At 27.7% G+C, this 4,174-nt stretch carries 4 protein-coding genes; all 4 read right to left on the bottom strand.

The genetic code is table 11. The features are described from left to right. Nucleotides 1-809: 809 nt before the first annotated feature. Nucleotides 810-2,312 (bottom strand): methyl-accepting chemotaxis protein, encoded by a 1,503-nt coding sequence (locus BM384_RS15960; RefSeq protein ID WP_175537433.1) that lies wholly within the window; start codon nucleotides 2,310-2,312, stop codon nucleotides 810-812. 118 nt (nucleotides 2,313-2,430) lie between these two features. Continuing rightward, complete coding sequence (locus BM384_RS15955) at nucleotides 2,431-3,135, bottom strand: L,D-transpeptidase family protein (protein WP_175537432.1); 705 nt, start codon at nucleotides 3,133-3,135, stop codon at nucleotides 2,431-2,433. Further along, a complete protein-coding gene (locus BM384_RS17830) occupies nucleotides 3,077-3,247 on the bottom strand; it encodes a hypothetical protein (RefSeq protein WP_175537431.1) in 171 nt (56 codons plus the stop codon). The genes BM384_RS15955 and BM384_RS17830 overlap by 59 nt, the downstream gene beginning before the upstream one ends. A gap of 32 nt (nucleotides 3,248-3,279) precedes the next feature. Beyond that, nucleotides 3,280-3,828 (bottom strand): hypothetical protein, encoded by a 549-nt coding sequence (locus BM384_RS15950; protein WP_090015091.1) that lies wholly within the window; start codon nucleotides 3,826-3,828, stop codon nucleotides 3,280-3,282. Nucleotides 3,829-4,174: the final 346 nt, after the last annotated feature.

Raw genomic sequence — 4,174 nt, 5'->3', positions numbered from 1 at the left:
TTTTGTTCTTGCTCTGCTGTTGGATATAATCTAATCTTCTTTGATAGAATCAATTGTATTCACCTCATTTCTTTTTTGTATCCTATAATAGTATTCAAAGATACGCAAAATAGTATTCAAAGATACACAAAAGACATATTAGTGAGGTGATATCATTAATAAACATCTAAAAGTTATTAGATAAATCTCTATTTCTGAAGCTTGTTATTTTTTAGTACACTTTTCTAAGATTTTATAATATTTTTGTAACTGTTACTTAACCTCCAAATATTTTTTAAAACAAAGCAGTAAAACTTATACTACTTCCCCCAAAATTATATATCTGAGACGCAATATCTACGTGAACAAAGTGGCTGACGCCACGCTTTTCAGCGCAGGAAGCAGCTTTGTTTTGCCATGCAAAAGGTTCTAAAAGTAAAATAACTTCATATTAAAATACAATTTAATTATTTTGCTTTTAGTTTCTTTTGCGGCCTACAATTATTTTTTAATGCATTTGACAACTTCCATATGAGAAAGCCCCAATCAAAATCAGTGTTTAACATCAAAAAATTTTATATTTTCTTATGCATTAAAAAAGCCTTTCTTACCCATGGTAAGAAAGGCATAGTACTTCTACGCTTAAATATTATAACTTCCTTACTGATTTCTCGAATTAATTTAAAGGGACTGTTTTCTTTTTTTATATGGTATCACCTGCACATTAAATTGTCAAGATATATACAATTTATTAAATCTTTGCAATCATATTAAGAATGTAACGTAAAAAAACTCTCACTATATAATGAGAGTTTTTTTCTTATAAATGTTTAAAGCTCTTTTAATCTACTTAAATCATTAACTAATTCACTTACTAAAGCATTTGCTTTTTTTGCCTGCTCAATATGTTCAGTTGACATAACTACTGTATTTTCAGTATTAGCCAAAGTTTCCTCTGAAATAGCTGAAATATTAGAGATTGATGATGATACAACATCATTAGCTTTTAAAACATCGTTTATACTATCTTCTACTGTTAAATTTTTATCAATTATTACATTAATGTTTTCATTGATATTATTAAATACTTTGTTTGTCTCTTTTACTAACTCATTTTGGTTTAAAGTACTACAATTAAGTTCTTCAACCATCTTAGAAGATTTATTAGCCTTTTCTTCAAGTCTTCTTATTATTTCTGCAATCTCTTTAGTTGATTCCCTTGAACTATTTGCTAAATTCCCTACTTCTATCGCAACCACACTAAATCCTTTTCCTGCTTCCCCGGCTCTAGCAGCTTCTATAGATGCGTTAAGAGCTAGCAGGTTAGTTTGTTCTGCTATGTCTGAAATTAAATTTGTTATTTCTGCTATTTTATCCGATTCTTCTTGAAGTTCATTCATTAGCTTATAAACTTCATCGGTATTCTTAGTGACAATCTTAGATTCATCACTTAATTTATTTACTATATCTATCCCCTCTTTTAATACCTCTGAAGTTTCTTTTGATGCACTATTCATAGAGTCACAAGCATTTACTGATTGTATTATTTTTTCTTGAATACTATTTATAGAAGCTACTTCTTCTTGAATTTCATTTGCTGTTTCCTGAGCGCCTTTTGATACTTCTTTGATAGCTGAAGATACTACACCTGAAGATTGTCCTATTTCATTCATTATATTACTTATTGCAGAAGTATTTACACTAACCTTTTGTAAAATTTCTTCTACTTCATTAGCAATTAAATCTTGTTTTTCTTTAGCTTCTAAAATCTTCTTCATATCTTCTTCACTCTGCTTTTTATTATTTATAAATAGTTTTGTAACCTTATTAACAATAAATAAAAAAAGTATAACTACACATATCATTATAATATATTCAGCTGTACCTTTATTAGCTTCAATATTATTATTTTTTATATCTGTAATAATTTTGATAATTATGGCTAATGATATACATATATTAGCTAAATTAACAATGAATTTTTCTGCAAATAATGCATAAATTAAAACAAATGATGTGGCAAATGCATAACTACTAATACTTATACTGTTTATTAATGTATAACTCCATCCTATGTAAAATACAAAAAAAGTTATAAATTTCAAGTTTTTATTTTCTTTATCTTTTATAAATAAATATGTGGAAATACTCATTCCACCAACTATAAAAAATATTATAGATAGTACTACAGATATGCTCCTTGCTCCTTGCATAAATAGATAAGCATATTGCCCTGCAACAATAGATGCAAAAATCCAGCATATAACAAGCATATCCTTATTAGCTTGTGCTAAAAATGAATTGTTTTGTTTGTTTTGGGTATTTGTTTTCATTCTTCCTCCGTTTTCCCCCATACACACATAAATTATATCGTCACTCCATTTTTTTACTTTATATCTATTTTATATTTTTATGACTTTTTAAAATTTAAGCCTCTTCCTTTAATGATTTTTAATCTATAATAACCTTTGTTCCATCACTTATATTATCATATATCCACTTAGCACTTTCCGTTTTTAATCTAATACACCCATGACTTAATGCCATGCCAAGCCTTCCATCAATTATATATGTACCTGAGGAATTATATAATACTGAATGATAATAATAACCACCTTGAATTCTAGTTGCATATTTTACTGAATACTCATCTGTTCCAAAACCAGGTTTCCTGCCACTTATGAAAAATATTCCTTTGATTGTAGAAGTTGATTTTTTACCTACTGTACAGCTCCATCTATACTTTTGATTCCATACATTATTTACATTTTCAAAAATATATGTAAGCTTATTATTTAAATCTGTAATTAATATATACTTACTACTGCTATTAATCTCATTATCAATAATAAATTGCTTTGGATTAGTTCTAAAGTTTTTATAATTTAGAGTTTTATTGTTATTACCATCATCACTTAAGTAATAATTATAAATAAATCCCTCTTTATCATTATAGATTACTCTACTAAAGTCTCCTTTTTTCTCAAAAACCTCAACTCTATCCTTTTTAGGTACTACTAATATTTTTTCTGAACTTAAACTTGGAGCTTTTCTTAAGTTTACATTACTCCATGGATACTGACTTTTAGTTAAATAATCACTTTCTAAAAAGCCTTCCTTTCCATTTATATGTATATGAAACCTTATCCCAGTCATCTTCCATGTCTAATGCAGAAATTTTAGTATTCTTAGGTACAACTAAAGTAACCTTTGAGTTCTTTGATTTTTCTTCAAATATACTTACTTCCTCACGAGTATACTTAACCATAAAACACTTCCTTATTTCATATTCTCTTTATATTAATCATCAAGAGCATCTTGATTGCTTGTTTCATATAAAAGTAGTACTCCTTGTAAATTAAATATTAAGGATAATTCTCCTAAAAATGCACCAATAAAAATCTCTTCATTAGCTGTTTTTGATATTAAATAATCCCTATCTTCTGTCTTTTCATTGAACCTACTTAATTTAATTTTATCTATAAAGGTTATAATAGTTTGTCCTACAAGTTCAAGATAGGCAGCTTTTAATGCTGTTTCATCTGCATTAACTCCTCTATTTCTAAAGTGCTCCTCTTGTAGCCTATACTTAATTTTTTCATTTTCTTCTCCTAAATAATTGCCTGCAAAAAAATCAACTGCCCTCAAATTCATTCTATCTTCTATTAAATCTATCGCTTGATTTGTTGCCATATACTCAAACATATATCCAAGTATAAGAATAAGTTGCCCTGCTCCTTGAGTTCTAAGTAATTTTAAATCTTCAAAATCTCTTGAAACTGCTTCATAATATTCATAGGCATTTGCACCAGAGTTTATATTATCATTATTATTGTTATTTTTCTCCACAAAAGTGCCTCCTCTATCCTTTGTTCTATAATACTTATTTTATTTTAATCAGCTTATTTTGTGATAGAACAAAGTGGCTGACGCCACGCTTTTCAGCGCAGGAAGCAGCTTTGTTTTGCCATGCAAAAGGTTCTAAAAGTAAAATAATTTCATACCAAAATACAATTTATTATTTTGCTTTTAGGTTCTTTTGCGGCCTATAATTATTTTTTAATGCATCTCATAACTTCCATAGGAGAAAGCCAGTTAAAATCAGTGTTTAACATCAAAAAAAATTTTATACTTTCCTCGTATTTGAAATACTAAATAGTGTAGACGAATATTTATATATTTTTCTACTAAACCT

This window comes from Clostridium sp. DSM 8431 (genome assembly GCF_900116755.1).
GTDB lineage: Bacteria > Bacillota > Clostridia > Clostridiales > Clostridiaceae > Clostridium.
The sequence above is the reverse complement of the archived record's forward strand: the minus strand, read 5'-3'. Positions and strand labels throughout refer to the sequence as shown.

Excerpts from the sequence above, each read along its gene's own strand:
- BM384_RS15960 (WP_175537433.1), bottom strand. The coding sequence starts at position 2,312 with ATGAAAACAAATACCCAAAACAAACAAAACAATTCATTTTTAGCACAA.
- BM384_RS15955 (WP_175537432.1), bottom strand. The coding sequence starts at position 3,135 with ATGACTGGGATAAGGTTTCATATACATATAAATGGAAAGGAAGGCTTT.
- BM384_RS17830 (WP_175537431.1), bottom strand. The coding sequence starts at position 3,247 with ATGGTTAAGTATACTCGTGAGGAAGTAAGTATATTTGAAGAAAAATCA.